The sequence below is a fragment of the Paenibacillus sp. TSM33 genome (assembly GCF_056099025.1).
This window is the reverse complement of the sequence record NZ_JBLZXB010000017.1, coordinates 430,997-449,727: the sequence shown is the minus strand read 5'-3', so window position 1 is coordinate 449,727 and position 18,731 is coordinate 430,997. Positions and strand designations below refer to the sequence as shown.

The following is an 18,731-nucleotide window of genomic DNA, read 5'->3' as shown; positions in this document are numbered from 1 at the left end:
CTCGCCTGACCGTGAACGGCAAAACACGCCAGTTCACAGGCTTTGCAGCCAATACATTGCCCGCCATCCGCAACAACGAAAGAGGAGGCAACAGCACTTGTTCTATTGGCTGAACCCATTCTGCTCGTTGAACGGTTTAACGTGTTTCGTGCGCCGCTCATCTTGTCACCTTGTCAGCTAGAACGGCTTCCTGGACGTTCATCTGTCTGCGAATCTTTTGGTACGATTCATGCACATCACGTTCAGCCTGCGCTTGGTCGGCAATCCGTTCCAACCGGATGGCGCAGTATTTCAATTCTGGGGTTTTGGATACCGGATCGAGAAAATCGGCGGTCAACTCGTTACATGCTCCGACCCACCAGTGATAGGTCATGTAGGTCGCACCTTGTTGCACACGGTCACTGATTTGTGCCCGCGCCATGATGCGTCCCCGACGGGAGGAGATGGCAACAATTTCGCCATCCAAAATATTCAGATCTGCTCCGTCTTCTGGGCTAATCTGAATAAATCCAGGCTCATCAGACAACTGGCGCAATGCACGGCAGTTGCCAGTCATAGTACGCACGGAGTAATGACCTACCTCACGGACTGTAGATAAGACAAGCGGGAATTGCGCATCCGGCTGTTCTTGCGGCGGGCGCCATTCGCAGGCGAATAATCGACCTTTACCACTAGGTGTGGAAAATTGATTGCCTTTGTACAAATATGGTGTACCTGGATGATCCTCTGTAGGACATGGCCATTGTACGCCGCCTTGTTCCTCCATTTTCTGGTAGCTTGCACCAGCGAATAGAGGACTGAGGCTCCGCATTTCATCCCAGATTTCCTCTGTATTCGCATAGGACATAGGGTAGCCCATGGCGGTAGCAACCTCACTAATAATGGCCCAGTCAGGCTTTACATCACCCTGCGGATCGACGGCCTTACGGATACGCTGAAAGCCTCGATCTGCCGAAGAATACACCCCGTCATGCTCGCCCCAAGAGGTAGAAGGGAGGATGACATCCGCATGCAGCGCCGTTTTGTTCATGAAAATATCCTGCACTACGACAAATTCCAATTTTTCCAGTGCTTCACGCAGCTCGGCAGCGTTCGGATCACTTTGTACAGGGTCTTCGCCGAAAATATAATAAGCCTTCAGCTTGTTCTCTTTTAGGATGAGATGCGGTACCTCCGTAAGTGAATATCCTTTCTTACGCGGCAGCTCAACACCCCATGCTTTTTCAAACTTTTTGCGAACTGCAGTGTCGGTGACATCCTGATAACCAGGATACACATTGGGTAATGCACCCATGTCGCAGGACCCCTGAACATTGTTTTGTCCACGTACAGGTCCAATGCCTACATTCGGCTTGCCCAGATTTCCGGTCAGTAGGGCAAGGGAAGCGAGCCCTTTTACCACATCAACTGCCTGTGAAAATTGGCATACGCCCATTCCGTACAGAATTGTAGCGGTAGGGGCTTTGGCATATTCCCGCATAGCCGCCCGAATGTCAGCCGCCTTGACACCTGTGATGCCTTCTGCATATTCGGGCGTATATTTTTTAATGCTATCTACGTATTCGGCAAAGCCCTCTGTATTTGCTTCCACATATCTTTTGTCGTACAGCCCTTCATGCACTAGCACATGACCAAAAGCGTTCACCAAAGCCATGTTCGAGCCGCCTTTTAGAGGTAGCCACATATCTGAAATGCGTCCAGTTTCAGTCATGCGTGGATCACAAACAATAATTTTGGCACCTCTTTGCTTGGCAGCTACAATGCGTCTTGCGACGATTGGATGCGTTTCGGGTGCGTTGTATCCAAATACGAAAATGAGATCAGAGTGTTCAATTTCAGGAATAGAGTTGGACATAGCTCCATCCCCGAGCGAGTAAGTCAAACCTGCTACAGAAGGGCCGTGGCATACACGAGCGCAATGATCAATATTGTTGGTGCCAATGACTGCCCGCATGAACTTTTGCATGACATAATTGGCTTCATTTCCCGGACCGCGCGCGGAGCCCGTCCCCATGATAGAGTCAGGTCCATACTTTTCCTTAATTGCTGACAGTCTTTCGGCAGTATACTGAATGGCTTCATTCCATTCCACTTCCTCCATGACCCCGTTTTTGCGAATCATCGGCTTGCGCAAGCGTGCAGTCAGAATCTGTGGATCATTCAGAAAATCCCACCCATAATGTCCTTTCAGACACAATGTTCCTTCATTTGTACGACCATTAGCCGGCTCTGCGCCAATTACCTGTCCTTTGTCTACTAGCAAATGAAGCTGACAACCGCTTCCGCAGTAGGGACATACTGTTAATACCTTGTCTGCCATGTGTGCAGCACCTCTTTTTATATGAAATAGATGAAACTCGTAACATAAAAAAAGCCAATACAAAAATGCCGCTTTACGCTGCATCCTGTACTGGCTTATCCGCGAGCGAGGAGCTAATCTCCTTCCCGCTAATCCAACCGGGGTATGTGTTGTAGTTCAAGAGTAATGATAATATGTCCGTCTCCATGGACGGAGGGGCAGACCTCCCAAGTGTAGTTGAAGGGACTGCCAAGTGTTTTTTCGGCTTCCCTCATAAACTCCTTTTCCAGATAAGGACGAAGGACATTCCAGTAATCACTGACCTTTTCCACAGCGCCTTCATGAACGAGAATTTCGGACAGATTAGACAAAGTACCCTGGATCTCTACTGTAACTCGGAGTGGTGAGTTCAGAGAAACCTTAACGTTGTCCGGTCCTTTTCCTCGGTAATGCTTGACAATACATACGGCCAGCTTCCTGATGCGCTCACGGTATTCCAATTCGGTATTCAACATCTGGACACTCCGCTTCGAATCAAAATAAAGGCGTACTTGCCGCACATGCCAGACAGCCTCTGTAGCTAATTTAGAACAGGAAGTAGACGTCCCGACCAAAATGGTCTGCCCAGCACGGCGTATCACTCTTCTATGGTAGAACAGGTTGACCCGGAAAGATGTGAAATTCATTACACCTAACCAAAATTTTACATAGTTTAGATTGGAGATAGGTATGCTGGGAATTTAGCGAGCAGGGGAGTTCTGGAAAAGCAGCCATTGGTTTTCAAAAAGAGTTGATTATGATGAGAGGAAATCTACACACTAGCAAATACATTGACCGAGGAAAAGTATGGATGATATAATCAAAAAAGGAAAAATCATTGGGTCTTATTGAGCCTTATTTAAATGGGCTTTTCTAAGTGCTATTTTTGTAAGCGCGTACAATAGTTGTTTTCCTTACATAACACGGAGGAGGCGATCAATGGATTCATTTTATCCAAATAAGTGTCTTTCTTTTTTTTTATTTTTATGCAACCGGTTGCACGATCTACCCACTAAATTTTATCAGGAGGGTGTTAACTTGCTAAGAAAAAAAACAGGGAGTTTTATTTCTTGGTTGATTATATTGTCGCTTTGCTTGAACTTCTTCGGTTTATCTGGTGGTGCTTCGGCCAGTAATACCGATTATACAGCAACCTATACAAATTCCACAGTGAATGCTCTTCCATTGCCAACAGCATCGGCCACTTCTACCGTTACTGCAACGTATGCACCAACAGCAACACCTACAGCAACTCAAAACGGATTAACGGTTCACTTTAAGAAGCCTTCAAACTGGAATTCAGCGACTCGAATCCATTACTGGAACTTGAATCCGGCAACCGTTCCGATTAGTGGGGCGTGGCCAGGAATTCTGATGAAGTCGGACGGAAACGACTGGTATAGCTATACCATTGCCGAGGCGATAGGCTCAAGTCTCATCTTTAATGACGGTAGTGGCAAACAGACGGCCGACTTGTCCCGCAGTGTGAAAGAGGGCTGGTATTACACGGATAACGTATGGTATGATGCCAACCCGGAAACTCCGAAAATTCCGGCCGTTTCCATCTCTCCTGTGCCGAAAACATACGATTCGGCCCAAACGGTAACGCTTTCCAGCACCAACAGTGGCGATAAGATTTATTATACGATAGACGGTTCAACACCTACGACCTCCTCGACCTTGTATACCACTCCAATCCAGGTTGCTTCCTCTTTGACTATCAAGGCCATCGCTGTTAATTCAATCGGTCAAACCGGTAATGCATCCTCTTTCGATTATGTAATAGACCTGAATAGCGATCTGCAAGCTCCGACAATCACAGCGAATTTGCCTGCCGGGCATTCCGGTTCCTCTGTGACTGTGTCCTTCAACCTGAAAGATAACAAGGCAGCAACGACCAAGGCATACTACACGGAGGATGGTACGGAACCGACCACAAGCTCAAAAGTCTACCTCCTCGGTAACGCACTGGACGGCTTGACCGGACCCTCCATCCTTATCTCCAAGACCACGACATTAAAATTTCTTGTTATAGACGGTGCTGGGAATCAAACCAAACAGAGCTTTGTTTATAATATTGGAGACAAAGGTGATTTTCGGGAAGACACTATTTACTTCGTGATTACTTCCCGGTTCTATGACGGTGATCCAAGCAACAATGTGCACGCATGGGATGATGCCAAGGCGCGTAATCCAGATTCGGACCCTGCTTGGAGAGGAGATTTTAAGGGGCTGATTCAGAAACTCGATTATATCAAAGCCCTCGGATTTAGTGCCATTTGGATTACACCTGTTGTGCAGAATGCCAGCGGTTATGATTATCATGGTTACCATGCTATAAATTTTGCCAAAGTAGACCCAAGGTATGAATCGGCGGGAGCTTCTTATCAGGATTTGATCAATGCGGCCCATGCCAAAGGGCTGAAGATTATTCAGGACATCGTCGTCAATCATACCGGTAATTTTGGTGAAGAGAATCTGTACCCCATGTTTAAGAAAGATCCGGCTAAACCGGATACTGGTAACAACTTGGTGAAAACTACGGATAAGCTGCCGTCAAACTATGATTCCATGACACCCGATCAGCAGTATCAGGCAAGGCTCGCTTTAATGAAGACCGCCGAAACGAATAATAATATTTACCATACAGAGAAAAGTCTTTCCTGGGAGTCCTATACTGTTCAGACTGGTCAGATAGCGGGAGATTGCGTGGATTTGAACACGGAAAACCCTGCAGTTAACAAATATTTAATTGATACCTACAATCACTATATAGACATGGGCGTTGACGCTTTCCGTGTCGATACAGTGAAGCATGTGAGCCGATATATTTTCAATAAATACTATATTCCTGCCTGGAAGACAAGAGGCGGCTCGGATTTCTATGTTTTTGGAGAAGTAGCCACCCGGTACAGAGATGTTTGGAACAGCGGAATTCCAGCGATTTCAACGCCATTCTATACTTGGAAGGCTTCAAAATCGTATTCGGGCGATGGGAAAAATGACTATGCCTCTAATAAAATGTCGGTTGAACAAGAGTGGGCGGATAACTCTACTACAGCAGGACAGCCAACTTCGAACAATGCTTTCTTAATCGGCAATACCTATCATAAGCCTGACTATTCGATGAAATCGGGTATGGATGTGATAGATTTTCCTATGCATTGGGCGTTCAAGACCGCGCATGAAGCCTTCAATATGAGAAGTGGAGATCAATACTACAATGATGCCACCTGGAATGTAACCTATGTCGACTCTCATGACTATGCGCCCGACCAGGCTCCGGAAAATCAAAGATTTGCGGGCACACAAGATACTTGGGCCGAGAATCTCGATCTGATGTTCACCTTCCGCGGAATACCTGCCATCTTCTATGGCTCCGAAATCGAATTTCAAAAGGGGGCAGTCATTGATCCGGGTCCAAATGCACCGCTAAGCAAAACGGGACGGGCTTACTACGGCGATCACATAGAAGGCAGTGTTATGGTACAAGATTATGGCAAATACACAAATGCTACTGGCACGCTTGCGGAATCACTCAACCATCCTCTGGCGAAACATATCAGACAGCTAAATTTAATTAGAAGAGCTGTTCCTGCCTTGCAAAAAGGCCAGTATTCTACAGAAAATGTAACGGGTAATCTTGCGTTTAAGAGAAGATATACCGACAGCGCCAAAGGCATTGACAGCTTTGCGTTGGTCACGATTTCGGGAAACGCAACGTTTTCCGGAATTCCGAACGGAACCTATGTGGATGCAGTGACCGGTGATTCCAAAAAAGTTACGGATGGCAAAATTACCTTGACTTGCTCCGGTAAAGGAAATGCAAGGGTATATGTTTTGAATGGCAGTGGTGGAATTGGAGAAACGGGAACCTATTTGAAGTAAGCAGTCATCGGAGATTGACGGTGTACGGTATGGTGATGCACTCAATCTCAATGTTTTAGCGCAAAACGATAATGATATAAAAATAGAGTCATACCAAAGGTCAAAAGGAAAAATAACCTTCGGCCTTTGGTGTTTAGTCTTGCCTCAATATTTTCTTAAGCGCGCTTATAGGTCAAGACTATCACTTCTATAGATATCATATCTTAGACCAATCAGACACGTCGTGGTATATTGTTGACATCCAAGAGAGAGCCGTACAGCTTCTCTCCACTAGGTTCGAAAAACACAGGGGTGAATATTGATGAGTAAAAAGACCATGTTCGAGAAAATTTGGGATAACCATGTCATCTATCAGGAAGCGGGCAAGCCGAGTATTTTGTACATTGATCTTCACCTCGTACATGAGGTAACTTCGCCGCAGGCGTTTGAGGGACTACGTCTTAGCGGTCGCAAGGTGCGTCGTCCAGAGCTGACGTTTGCCACAATGGATCATAACGTACCGACAAAAGATCGTTACAACATTACGGACCCGATTTCCAAGCAGCAGATTGATACATTAACTCAAAATTGCCGCGATTTCGGTGTCACACTATATGATCTGGATACGGTGGATCAGGGTGTCGTTCACGTTATGGGGCCTGAACTGGGGCTGACTCATCCGGGAAAAACGATTGTTTGTGGTGATAGCCATACCTCCACACACGGGGCGTTCGGAGCGCTCGCTTTTGGTATCGGAACCAGTGAGGTAGAGCACGTATTGGCAACGCAATGTCTCCAGCAAGCAAAAGCAAAAACGATGGAAGTTCGTTTTGTAGGGCGTCGCAAACCTGGTGTGACGGCAAAGGACATGATTTTGGGTGTCATCGCCAAATACGGTACAGATTTCGCTACAGGCTATGTTATTGAGTACACGGGTGAATCCATCCGCGAGTTGAGCATGGAAGAGCGCATGACAGTGTGTAACATGTCTATTGAAGGCGGAGCCAGAGCAGGTATGATTGCGCCGGACGAAACGACCTTCAACTACTTGCGTGGACGTCAACATGTAGCCCAAGGTGACGCATTTGAGCAGGCGGTTGCTGAGTGGAAAGAGCTTGTCACCGATGAAGGCGCCGAGTTTGATGTCGTGCTGGAGTTTGACGTGGATTCCTTAATTCCACAAGTAACGTGGGGCACCAGTCCCGGTATGGGCACAGATATTTCCTCAACCGTACCCTTTCCGGCAGAATTGCCGACAGAAAACGAACGTAAAGCAGCTGAAAAAGCGCTTGAATATATGGATTTGAAGCCAGGCACACCGATCACGGATATTGCAATTGATTATGTGTTTATCGGCTCCTGCACCAACGGTCGGATTGAAGATTTGCGCGCTGCAGCCGAAGTAGCCAAAGGCTACAAGGTTTCTGACAAAGTCACGGCAATCGTGGTACCAGGTTCGGGTCGTGTGAAGATTCAGGCTGAAGAAGAAGGGCTGGACGTCATTTTTCAAGAAGCAGGATTTGAATGGCGCGAAGCGGGTTGCAGCATGTGTCTTGCGATGAATCCAGATGTGCTTCAACCAGGACAGCGTTGTGCATCAACTTCTAATCGCAACTTTGAAGGTCGTCAGGGACGCGGAGGACGTACTCACCTTGTATCTCCAGCAATGGCAGCCGCTGCGGCGATTCATGGACATTTTGTCGATGTACGGGATTGGAAATTCAAGCAGGAAGAAGTTGTCCGCTAGGATACGGAGGAGGAATTAACGATGGAAGCTTTCACAACTTTAAAAGGAATTGTAGTGCCTGTGGATCGGGTCAACGTGGATACGGATGCTATTATTCCTAAGCAATTTTTGAAACGAATCGAGCGTACAGGCTTTGGGCAGTTTTTGTTTTACGAGTGGCGGTTTGATGAAGAGGGCAATATTAATCCTGAATTTGAACCGAACAAGCCTCGTTATGCAGGGGCATCTGTTCTGATCTCTCGCGCCAACTTTGGTTGCGGCTCCTCCCGTGAGCATGCGCCGTGGGCAATCATGGACTACGGGTTTCGTTGTGTAATCGCACCGTCTTTTGCGGATATCTTCTATAATAACTGTTTTAAAAACGGTATTTTGCCGATCAAGCTGTCTGAAGAGCAAGTAGAGGATTTGTTCCAGCGCACGGCGAAGCATGATAATTACCAATTAAACGTAGACCTGAATGAAAAAACGATCACTGACGATTACGGCCTGCGTATTGAATTTGATCTGGATGAACATCGCCGTCAATTCCTGCTGCAAGGTTTGGATGATATTGGCTTGACCCTCCAGCACGAGTCTGAAATTCTGGCTTATGAGCAAAAACGTGCTGCTAAACAAGGCGCATAATGTTCATCTCCAGTCCAGCTCCATTATGAAGAAATATAGTTGATTTATTTGATAGACAAACAGCCCGTACTGGCAACTCTTTTGCCTGCGGGCTTTTATCATGTTTAGAAAATAAATTGGTAAATAAGGGGTTGACGGTTCGACTCATCATGGTATTGTAAATGTAAAATGGTTGAAGGACTATGTCTGTAAGTAGCACAAAAAATACATATATAAGTTAGGGGAATGAGGATGAAGAAATATGGTTGGGTGATACTAGCGGCTATTTTGATTTGGTTGTGGCCGTCCTCCCCTCATGTGAATGCGGCTGGAGCAGAATTGTTTTTGGATGGCAAAAGGGTGGAAGCGCCTGCAGATGCCAAGCCTGAAATGGTCAATGGTAAAGTCATGGTACCGCTCAGGGTGGTGGGGGAGCAGCTTGGATATCAGTTTAAGTGGGAACCTCAAGCCTATAAAATTTCAATACAAAAAAACAGTACCGATATGTCTATGTATGTAGGCCGTACATCGGCTGATGTGAACGGAAAAACAGTTAGTTTGGATGCACCACCCGTACTGCGGGGCAGCTCGACCATGGTTCCATTGCGTTTTGTTGGGGAGCAAATGGGGTTAAAGGTGGATTGGAATAATGAAAATAAATCCGTAAATCTCAGTCAGAAGACTGCAACTCAACAAGCGAATAAACAGTCTCAATCCCAACAACCGTCGCAAACGTCAACACAGAGTCCAAAAAGCACAAATAAAACGTCTACAGCAACAGCGACGACATTAACTCCAGTTGAAGCAGACAAGCTTACGGAAGTCGTACCGTCAATATCCAAGGAGCAAAATGTAGAAAAGACCACTGCAAATGCGGTGCTTGTACAAAACATTTCTTTTGAGAATGAAACGCTAAAGGTTTCTCTAAACAAAGACCTAACTCCTAAAGTATCCAAAATGACGGGACCTGACCGCATAGTTGTAGATTTACCGGAGGCTTCACTGTCGACAGATCTTCTCCAGTCGTTCCCGGTTCGCAAGGATGGCACGCGGGCGTTGACGAATAGTGACAGTGAGGATGTACAGGAAATCAGATTTGCTCCTGCGGATGGAACAAAAGGAGGAGCACGTATTGTCATTGCTTTGAATCAGACACGTGATTACGATCTTTCGACTAATGGCATAGGCGATATCACCCTTCAGTTGCGTGAACGTAGTACAAATCCAGAGATGGTAGCATCAACGAATGTCGAAGGACGGCGAATCGTCGTAATAGATCCAGGACATGGTGGTAAGGACCCTGGAGCAGGCAGTGTGACTGGACGACATGAGAAGGAATTTACGTTGGCGGTAGCGTTAAAAGTCCAGCAGCTTGCCCAAAATGATCCTGATATTCAAATTGTATTGACTCGCAATGGAGATACGTATCCCACACTGGATGAACGGCCACAGCTCGCTAATAATCAGCAGGCTAGCGTGTTTGTTTCCATTCATGGTAACAGTATGCCAACTTCTAATAACGGAAAAGCTAATGGGTCTGAAACCTATTATGCACGTCAGGAAAGTTTGAGCCTGGCCACGATCATGCACAAGCATCTTGTAGCAGCAACCGAGTTTAAGGATAACGGTATTAAGGTGGCAAACCATGTGGTGACGAGAAAATCACAAATGCCCGCTGTATTACTGGAATGTGGCTACCTTAGTAATCTGTCAAATGAAGCGGCCATGTTCACAGAAGAAACACAGCAGAAGATTGCCGAAGGTATTGTCGATGGCCTGAAAGAGTACCTTGGAACAGGCACAGGAGTAACTGAATCACTCAACTAAGAAAGTTTGCAATAAAAGCTGCTTTTTCACCTTTTAATGAAAATTCATGAGGGTAAAATAGTAGCTTTTTTTATTTTTTTGCTGTGACTTTTGACGGGAAGCAAATGGTCCATATTTTTAGTCAAAATTCGACAAAAATAGTTCTTTGGCACGTTTATTTCTGTTATGATGGAATATATTCGCAACTTTTGGTGTGAGATAACGTCTATAAGGTTGTCTGATATTACATAAGCGCGTATATCAGGTCGCCGCACCGGAGCATGTGGCAAAAAAATTATGAATGGAAGGGTGACGAATGAAGAAATTTGGTTTTTTGTTGTTATTATTTGTCTTCATGTGGGCGGTTCCGGGTTATGGACATGCGGCTTCGAGTGGAACACAAATCTATCTCGACGATCAACAGTTAAGTGTCCCTAGTGGTGCTAAGGCACAAGTAATTGGCGGAAGTACGATGGTTCCGCTACGCGTAATTTCTGAAAATTTGGGATATGACGTGACATGGAAGCAGCAGGCGCGAACCATAACGATTGAGAAGGACAGTACCTTGATCCGAATGATAATCGGAAGTAAGACGGCGACTGTCAATGGAAGCGACATTAGTCTGGATGCTTCGCCTCTGCTGCGTTCCAATTATGCCCTTGTACCGCTTCGTTTTATCGGCGAGCAAATGGGACTGGACGTAAAATGGGACAGCAGCACCAAGTCCGTAAAATTATATACCCGCAATAGTGGGTCTGGAAACGGGGAATTTACACCTCCTAAGTCCGGAAATAACAGTACAGGTACAGGAAGTGTAACTGCGCCAACCAATAATGCGAGTTCAGGTGTGACGCAGGTGCAGGGAGTCAGTTTCAGCCAAAACCGCTTAACCATCACAACAGCGGGTGCTGTCAAGCCGAAAGCGTTTACGATGACAGGCCCTGATCGGGTAGTGGTGGATTTGCCAGCGACTGCATTTGCGGACAATTTTGGAGACCAGCAGAAGCTGGATAGCAACTTAAATGGTTCGCTGGACATTGAGAATGAAGCGGATGTGTCCGGTATCCGATATGCTTTATTCCAAAAGGAACCATCAACGGTGCGAGTTGTTATTGATTTGAAACATGCCATGAATTATACCGCATATAATGATGGATCGAATCGTGTTATCGTCGATCTGGCTTCCAAGGATTCAGTGAATACAACGCCAGACGCAACGTTACCGGATGGGTCAGAGCCGGACGATACGCAGACATCTCCAGTTAATAGCAATGGTAAAAAAGTCGTTGTTATTGATGCTGGACATGGAGCAAAAGATTCTGGGGCAGTTGGTATTTCAAGAAAAAATTATGAAAAGACCTTCAACCTGGCGATGGCTCTGAAAGTAGAAAGCATATTAAAACAAAACCCCAAGCTTGAGGTTGTGTTAACACGTAGCGATGATACATTTTTGGAGCTTAAACAGCGCGTAAAAGTGGCTGAAAATCTTAAAGCCAACGTGTTTGTGTCCATTCATGCTAACAGCAGCGGTAGCTCAGCTTCCAACGGCACAGAGACGTATTACCAGCGTAGTGCAAGCAAAGCGTTCGCCAACGTTATGCATAAGTACTTTGCTCCTGCGACGGGTCTGACAGACCGCGGCATTCGTTATGGAAATTTCCATGTAATTCGGGAAACGACGATGCCAGCTGTTTTGCTTGAAGTAGGATATCTGAGTAATGCAAAAGAGGAAGCAACACTGTTTGATGAAGATTTTCAAAACCGGGTAGCTCAAGGGATTGCAGATGGAATCACAGAGTATCTCGACGTAAAATAAATCTTCAACAAATCGCTTGCCAACGTCAAGTAAGGAGGGGGACAGACATATGAACAAGAAAATCGTAATTGCAGGTCTGCTGGCACTGTTTGCCATTGCAGGTGCAGGGTGTGCCTCTAAGCAAACATCGGCTCCTGCGACTCCATCTCAGGAAACACAAACTTCAGCTGCACAAAATAGTACACCCGAACAGACGACCCCTGATCCATTAGCTCAGTCTGCTGAAAATAATGGAGCGAGTCAAACACCTGCATCTCCGTCGACGGAGCCTACAAAGACCAAAACAGACACGGAAAAGTCAGGAGATCGTCAAACACAGCAGATCACGGTGTACTACACGGATACACAAGAGAACGGCTTGAAAGAACAAAAAAAGGAAATTACCTATCCAAGCGAGCTGGAAAAATTCCAAAAAGCGTTTGAAGCTCTACAAAAGAGCGGTGATTCTGCTTTGGTTCCGTTGTGGTCGGAGAAAATTACCGTGCATAAGATCAAATTGGATAACGGTGCATTGACCTTTGATATTTCCCTGCCGGATGAGGCTCGATTGGGAGCTGGCGGTGAGGAATTGGCTATCGATGCCTTGAAGCAAACCATGTTCCAATTCAAGGAAGTCAAAACGCTTGATTTGCTCGTAGATGGTCAATCTCTAGAGTCCTTAATGGGACATGTAGATTTGGAGCATCCTATCAGCCGCTAATTGATCAGACTGTATGAAAATTTCTTGGGAATTTACACACTTTTCACGTGCAATCTGTGACAGATAATGATAATATAGGAGTGTATTTCTCGCCTATGTAGGCAGTCATGCACAAATAGTATTCGTTTCTTTCCGGATGATTATTTAGAGTGACCGTCTTGATGCGGGCTATCCCGTATCAAGACGTTTTTTTTGCTAGGAGGTAGGATTTCCGTGAATGCAGCAACCGCACGTCATATATTGGACACCATCGGTACGATGTTTCCGGATGCCCATTGTGAGCTGAACCATGACAATGCTTTTGAATTAACGATTGCCGTGTTATTGTCTGCTCAATGCTCCGATCAGATGGTCAATAAAGTAACGGCAGACCTGTTTCAAAAATACAAGTCACCTGAGGATTATTTGGCTGTTCCTCTTGAGGAACTGGAGCAGGATATTCGTAGAATCGGCTTGTACCGAAACAAGGCCAAGCATATTCATAACCTCTGCCGGATTTTAATAGACCAGTACGGGGGAGAGATACCTTCGGAGCATGATCAACTGGTCAAGCTACCTGGTGTTGGCCGCAAGACGGCTAATGTCGTAGTATCTACTGCCTTTGATGTACCAGCTATTGCGGTAGATACGCATGTAGAGCGCGTTTCCAAACGGCTCGGCTTAGCAGGTTGGGATGATTCAGTGCTTGAGGTGGAAAAAAAGCTGATGAAAAGGGTACCTAGGGATGAATGGTCTGTGACCCATCACCGACTCATTTTTTTCGGACGCTACCATTGCAAAGCTCAAAACCCTCAATGTCAGGTATGTCCCTTGCTTGATGTATGCAGGGAAGGCAAGAAACGTATGAAAACGTCTCTTATCAGAAAAGATAAGAAACGTAGAGCTTAAAGACCCGAAAGACCTATAAAGGTAATAGAGGGTTTAACCATTTATGTGTAGAAAAGGATGAAGAGTAATGAAGTGCATTTCGGTATATACAGACAATTTTGAGGCGTTCTCCGATATTTTTGAGCAAATTGTAACAACAGAGTTTGCTGAAAACGAAGAGCGCGAGCTAGAGGGAATCACAGTTAGTCATTCTGGTGATGTACCCGAGCATTACCTGGAGCGTATGTCACAAAAGCCAGAAGTGGTCGTAATGAAGGATAAATCCCGTGGGATTACAATCTTACAGCATGGTCAAGTATTTGAAATTTTGCTGCCAGTACTTGAGACTGCAGCTAATTAAGTGTAATTAGCGGACGACATGCATTGCATGTTCCGGTGTAGGCGGCTCGGCTGGTCTAACCAGCCCGAAGGCGCATATTTACGCGAACCTTGAAGACCGTCATAAAACGCTGGATGTGGACGATTTCATATGTTTAAATATGAAATCTTCAATTACATTTTCAGAGGAGTTTCTTAAATGAGCATTTATGATTATTCAGCCATTGCGATGAACGGCAAGGAGATTGCCCTTAGTGATTATAAAGACAAAGTAGTATTGATTGTAAATACGGCCAGTCAGTGCGGGTTTACATTTCAATATCAGGATTTGCAGCGTCTATATGATCAGTATAAGGATAGAGGCTTGGTCATTCTCGGTTTTCCATGCAATCAATTTGCCGATCAAGAGCCGGATTCCAATGAAAATGTGCAAACATTTTGTACTCTGAATTATGGTGTCGCATTCCCCATGTTCCAAAAGGTGAATGTACGTGATGAGCAGGCTCACCCGTTGTTTACATATCTTGCTTCGTCGTTGCCCTTTGAGGGCTTTGATGAGACGCATTCGGTTGCCAAAATACTTATTCCTTTAATTCATGAGCGTCATCCTGAGTACTTACCAGGAGATTCAATCAAATGGAATTTCACGAAATTCCTGATTGATCGGAACGGGAAAGTGATCAAACGATTTGAAGCAACGACAGACCCTCTGGATATGGAAGAATATATTGAAGCATTATTGTAATGATCTGTTTTGGACATTATAAAATACACACTTATGGTTGCCATTTACAAGATTAGCGTTCCCGAAAGCCAGGGAGCGCTTTTTTTGTTTTTTTTAATGTGATGATTCTCACAGTGGCTTAGGAATGCTACAATATAGCTATTTGGTGCAGATAAGAGACAAGGAGTGGAACCGTAGCTTATGATGCAAACGATTACAGGAGATCCGGAAAAGTGGTTGAGTACGATAGAACAAATACAGGATACCTTGCGTAAAACGGGGGATGAAGCGGGAGCGAAGGCCGTAGGGGATTTGCTGGAAAAAGCGCATGCGCAAGAGCTGACCATCGCCTTTTGTGGACATTTTTCAGCAGGTAAATCGAGCTTGATTAACAGCTTGTGCGGTAAAACCGTGCTGCCATCTGGACCGGTACCTACGAGTGCTAATGTAGTGTCCATCCGTCATGGACGTTCGAGAGCGCTTATTCATCCAGCCCGATCGGCAGAAAACCCAGAGCCGGAAATCGTGGAAGCTTCCCTATCTGAGCTTGCTGAGTATTGTAAAAATGGTGGGGCCTATGAATCCGTTGAAGTATGGGAGGATATCCCGACATTATCTGGCGGAGGAGTGCTGCTGGATACCCCCGGCGTAGATTCCACAGACCACGGACACGCGATGGCGACGCATTCAGCTTTACATTGGGCTGATATTGTTTTTTATGTGATGGACTACAATCATGTCCAATCTGAAAATAATCTGTCCTTTGCCAAAAGTTTGTCGGATTGGGGCAAGCCGTTATATTTGATCATCAATCAAATCGATAAGCACCGAGAGCGGGAGCTATCATTTTCACGTTATCGTAATGAGGTGGAAAGCAGCTTTCATGCCTGGCAGGTACATTACACGGACATCCTGTTTACTTCCTTGAAGGAGCAAAAACACCCCTGGAACCAGTGGGAACAGTTGACGTGCTTGATTCCGAAATTGCTGGAGCGCAAAACAGAGCTTTTGGCTTATAGTTTAGTGTCCTCTATGCACCATTTGGTAGAGCAGCATGTGGAGACAGTGCAGGCTGCTGAAGAAGAGGAACTGAACGTATTGCTCAAAGAAGCAGGTGGAGAAGAAGCCATTTTGCGCCTGGACATAGAGCAGAAAACCTTGCAGCAAGAAGATGAACACTGGAGGATGCTTCCAGAAAAGGAGCATAAACGGCTGCGTCAAGAGCTGGATCATCTATTAGAACATGCTCACCTCACGCCAGCGGAGCTACGTGAAGCGGCTGGCGAATATTTAGAGAGCCGTAAGCCGGGCTTTAAAACAGGGCTATGGTTCATCGGAGGAAAGACAGAGCGAGAAAAGGAGCGCCGTTTGGACCAGCTGGCAGGAATGCTGGCTGATCAGGTAGAGGGACAGCTGTTGCCTCATGTGCGTGAGTTACTCAGGTCTTGGGGAGAAGGTCAAGGTTTGTGGACCGCTGCGATGGAGCAGGAGCTGGATGACATCCGCCCTGTAATGGACCGGCAACTGGTAGAGCAGACAGTAAAGGAAAATGCTTTGTCTCCGGAGTATACGTTGAACTATTGCAAGGACCTACGCGCTGCTGTGACCGCTGATTGCCGCCGCAAGGCGTTGGTGCTGGTAGACCACCTGCTGGCCCTGCTTGCGGTACGGGTCGAATCCCACCGCGAGGCTCTCGCGGATGCGCGCTCTGCGTTGCTGGCGCAGGCGGACGCGGCGAGCCGCTACAGCACTCGCGTGCAAGCCTCGGCTTCGCACGCCGATCTGCTGCGTAGCTTGCTGCCGCAGGCTTCCGCGCCTGGCGGTTTGCCCCGTGTGAGCACGCCTGCTCCTGCGGCTGAGACCGCCGCTGCTGCCCCGACAGATACGGCATCAACAGGTGCCGTGCGTCCAGACATTGCTGGCTCGCGTAATGCAACGGTACAGCCACAAGCAGGCACGTCGACAGCGCAGTCTGCCGCCGGAGGCCGCCGTACGCGGCTGGATGCAGCAGCGACACGATTGAAGGCGGCGGCTGCATTGGTAAGCCCGTACCCTTCCATGCAAGCGGCTGTTCGGGATTTACATGTGCGAGCTGCTGCACTGGAGGAGGGACGTTTTACACTGGCGCTATTCGGAGCGTTTAGCGCCGGGAAATCCAGCTTTGCCAACGCTTTGCTGGGCGAAGCGGTATTGCCCGTATCGCCGCATCCAACGACAGCGGCGATTAATCGCATTATGGCGCCTACAAGTCATGAGCGCCATGCCACGGCTGACGTCCACATGAAATCAGTGGATGCATTGCGGGAAGATCTTAAATACTCATTTCGGTTATTAGGATTGGGAGAACCAGCATTCGTGGGCTGGCAAGAAGCCGTAAATTCGTTATCACCAGAAGGTATTCATCCTGCGGGAAGGCCTCATTACAGCTTTTTGAAGGCTGCTGCAGCTGGATGGGAAGAAGCTGAAAGCTTGCTAGGACAACAGCTTCAGGTGAATCTAGAGCAATATCGAGATTTTGTCGCATCCGAGCGCAAATCATGCTTCGTGGAGCATATCGACCTTTATTATGATTGCACTTTGACTCGTCAGGGTATCGTGCTGGTGGATACGCCAGGTGCCGATTCTGTGAATGCACGGCACACAGGTGTGACCTTCAATTATATGAAGCATGCAGACGCTCTTGTATTTGTGACATATTATAACCATGCGTTTACGCAAGGGGACCGACAGTTCTTGAATCAATTGGGCCGAGTCAAAGAGACATTGGCGCTGGATCAAACATTTTTTATTGTCAACGCATCCGATTTGGCTTCTTCAGAAGAAGAGCTACATTCTGTGACCCAGCATGTACAGGAACAACTTCAAGCGAACGGAATCCGAAAGCCGCGTATTTATCCGCTTTCCAGCATGCTGGCGTTGGAAGCAGCCGAGCAGGGAGAGGCTTCGCTGCGTTCAGCTTCACGGTTTGATGCGTTTGAAAATGATTTTTCGGCATTTGCAGCCGAAGAGCTGGCAGGTTTGTCCATTGCATCTGCTATGCAGGAGCTGGGACGGCTGCAAAACCGAATAGAACAACATGCTGCTGATGCTCGGTACAGCGTTGAAGAGCGTGAGATCCGAATAGAGCAATTAACTCGAATTCGTAGGGAGCTGGAGGAGGTGCTCCTTGGTTCGACTGGCAGCAATGGTGGATCTGTGTTGTCAGACGAAACCGATGAACTGCTGTATCATGTACGTCAAAGGCTTGCCTACCGAACGGGTGAATTTATGGCAGAAGCGTTTCATCCTTCTGTTCTGCGTGAAGGAGTAGGTGATCTTCGTTCGGCTTTTGCATCTTGTGGTCGTGAACTGCTGCGATTGATCGAACTGGAGCTGTCTCAGGAATTACTAGCAACCACACTCAGACTGGAAAAAACCGGGCAAGCTTTAGTGCGTAAGGCTATCCAACAGTGCGTAGATCACATGAACCATCAGTTGAATGGATTAGATTGTACAGTTCCTGAATTCAGAGAATGGGCTGTTCCCGAGCTGATGGATATTTCCTTGCAGGAGTCCATTCAGTGGAAGGATTATTGGAATAGCTTTAAGAATCCAAAGCTATTTTTTGAAGGAACGGGACGCGCGAATTTACAAACCAGATTAGAGCCCCTATTACGTCAGCTAATCGGGGAAGCTGTGGATCAGCAGCGAGAGCGAATGTCTTCTTTTTACATTGCTATGATGCAAGAAGAACAAACATGGCAGAAAGCACAGCTTCGCGAGCAAATGCTGGAGACAACTCGTGGTATGGAGCATGCACTTAAGGGCGGTGAGGAGCCACAAGTTTGGGAAGAGCTTGCTGGTCAGCTCGCGAATTTAGAGTCCATATAAATATGTTCACGATTGCTTTAAGGTCAGGACACCGGGTTGTGGGACAATCCGGTG

At 46.7% G+C, this 18,731-nt stretch carries 12 protein-coding genes; 10 read left to right on the top strand and 2 right to left on the bottom strand.

Annotated elements, in window-relative coordinates; genetic code table 11:
- Positions 1-157 precede the first annotated feature (157 nt).
- Positions 158-2,320, bottom strand: coding sequence for a formate dehydrogenase subunit alpha (fdhF, locus tag ACN6NF_RS13925; RefSeq protein ID WP_474318217.1), 2,163 nt, complete (start codon positions 2,318-2,320; stop codon positions 158-160).
- Positions 2,321-2,448: 128 nt separating this feature from the next.
- The gene (locus ACN6NF_RS13920; protein WP_474318216.1) at positions 2,449-2,985 is read right to left on the bottom strand and encodes a hypothetical protein; all 537 of its coding nucleotides are present in this window, start codon (positions 2,983-2,985) and stop codon (positions 2,449-2,451) included.
- A gap of 391 nt (positions 2,986-3,376) precedes the next feature.
- Between ACN6NF_RS13920 and ACN6NF_RS13915 the strand changes: the two genes are divergently transcribed.
- From ACN6NF_RS13915 to ACN6NF_RS13870, 10 genes are all read left to right on the top strand, one after another.
- Positions 3,377-6,226, top strand: coding sequence for an alpha-amylase family glycosyl hydrolase (locus ACN6NF_RS13915; RefSeq protein ID WP_474318215.1), 2,850 nt, complete (start codon positions 3,377-3,379; stop codon positions 6,224-6,226).
- A 301-nt stretch (positions 6,227-6,527) separates the two neighbouring features.
- On the top strand, positions 6,528-7,952 hold the full coding sequence (gene leuC, locus ACN6NF_RS13910) for a 3-isopropylmalate dehydratase large subunit (protein WP_474318214.1): 1,425 nt from the start codon (positions 6,528-6,530) through the stop codon (positions 7,950-7,952).
- A gap of 21 nt (positions 7,953-7,973) precedes the next feature.
- On the top strand, positions 7,974-8,576 hold the full coding sequence (leuD, locus tag ACN6NF_RS13905) for a 3-isopropylmalate dehydratase small subunit (RefSeq protein ID WP_474318213.1): 603 nt from the start codon (positions 7,974-7,976) through the stop codon (positions 8,574-8,576).
- A gap of 231 nt (positions 8,577-8,807) precedes the next feature.
- Positions 8,808-10,382, top strand: a complete 1,575-nt coding sequence (locus ACN6NF_RS13900; protein WP_474318212.1) for an N-acetylmuramoyl-L-alanine amidase — start codon at positions 8,808-8,810, stop codon at positions 10,380-10,382.
- 295 nt (positions 10,383-10,677) lie between these two features.
- A complete protein-coding gene (locus ACN6NF_RS13895; RefSeq protein WP_025678589.1) occupies positions 10,678-12,177 on the top strand; it encodes an N-acetylmuramoyl-L-alanine amidase family protein in 1,500 nt (499 codons plus the stop codon).
- 49 nt (positions 12,178-12,226) lie between these two features.
- Positions 12,227-12,877: a GerMN domain-containing protein gene (locus tag ACN6NF_RS13890; protein ID WP_474318210.1), complete on the top strand. Its 651-nt coding sequence runs from the start codon at positions 12,227-12,229 to the stop codon at positions 12,875-12,877.
- Positions 12,878-13,090: 213 nt separating this feature from the next.
- Positions 13,091-13,765 (top strand): endonuclease III, encoded by a 675-nt coding sequence (gene nth / locus ACN6NF_RS13885; RefSeq protein ID WP_474318209.1) that lies wholly within the window; start codon positions 13,091-13,093, stop codon positions 13,763-13,765.
- 67 nt (positions 13,766-13,832) lie between these two features.
- The gene (locus ACN6NF_RS13880) at positions 13,833-14,105 is read left to right on the top strand and encodes a hypothetical protein (protein WP_013310628.1); all 273 of its coding nucleotides are present in this window, start codon (positions 13,833-13,835) and stop codon (positions 14,103-14,105) included.
- A 177-nt stretch (positions 14,106-14,282) separates the two neighbouring features.
- Positions 14,283-14,828, top strand: coding sequence for a glutathione peroxidase (locus ACN6NF_RS13875; RefSeq protein WP_474318208.1), 546 nt, complete (start codon positions 14,283-14,285; stop codon positions 14,826-14,828).
- Positions 14,829-15,008: 180 nt separating this feature from the next.
- Positions 15,009-18,677, top strand: a complete 3,669-nt coding sequence (locus tag ACN6NF_RS13870) for a dynamin family protein (RefSeq protein ID WP_474318207.1) — start codon at positions 15,009-15,011, stop codon at positions 18,675-18,677.
- Positions 18,678-18,731: the final 54 nt, after the last annotated feature.